Origin of the sequence: Streptococcus sp. NLN76, assembly GCF_015686645.1 — a bacterium.
Lineage (GTDB): Bacteria > Bacillota > Bacilli > Lactobacillales > Streptococcaceae > Streptococcus.
Map to the genome: position 1 here is coordinate 1 of NZ_JADPMS010000108.1, position 518 is coordinate 518.

A 518-nucleotide genomic window follows, 5' to 3' on the forward strand; every position below is an offset into this window, starting at 1 on the left:
CTAGAATCTTTTTTAAATTAGTACTCTTAAAAATTTATCGAATACCATACTCAAATGGAACTTCTTTCGTCTCATACTCATATCTTTACCAACATCAAGATTTCTTAACACACTCAAACAAAATTTGTCGATAATATTCAGGTTAAAGGCTAACTGTTTATTTAAAGTTTTATTAGCGTCTTCACGGAAAACAACATCCAATAGCCAGTGCATACTCTCGATTTTCCAGTGGCCCCGAACATAGCTGGCTAGTTCGTCAGCTAATACCTTCGTACTCAAGACAAAATAGCGCTCGATACGCGTTACCTTATCATCCTTCTCAATAATACAAATAGCCTTTCCCAAACATTGAACATGAGGCCAATCTGGATGGTCTTTTCGGAACCAAGAAGTGTCGTGGACAACTTCATACTTTCGTGTTTCGATTTGACCATGAGCTTTTTCAATAGTTTCATAATAATCTACTACAGACTCTTGGTCATAGGAAAAGCAAGCAACAATATCTTCCAATAATCCTT

1 protein-coding gene is annotated in these 518 nt (G+C 36.1%); it reads right to left on the reverse strand.

The window, feature by feature from the left end; genetic code table 11:
- Positions 1-12 precede the first annotated feature (12 nt).
- The coding region (locus I1A59_RS09490) for an ISAs1 family transposase (RefSeq protein ID WP_210766483.1) at positions 13-518 on the reverse strand (506 nt) is incomplete at its 5' end.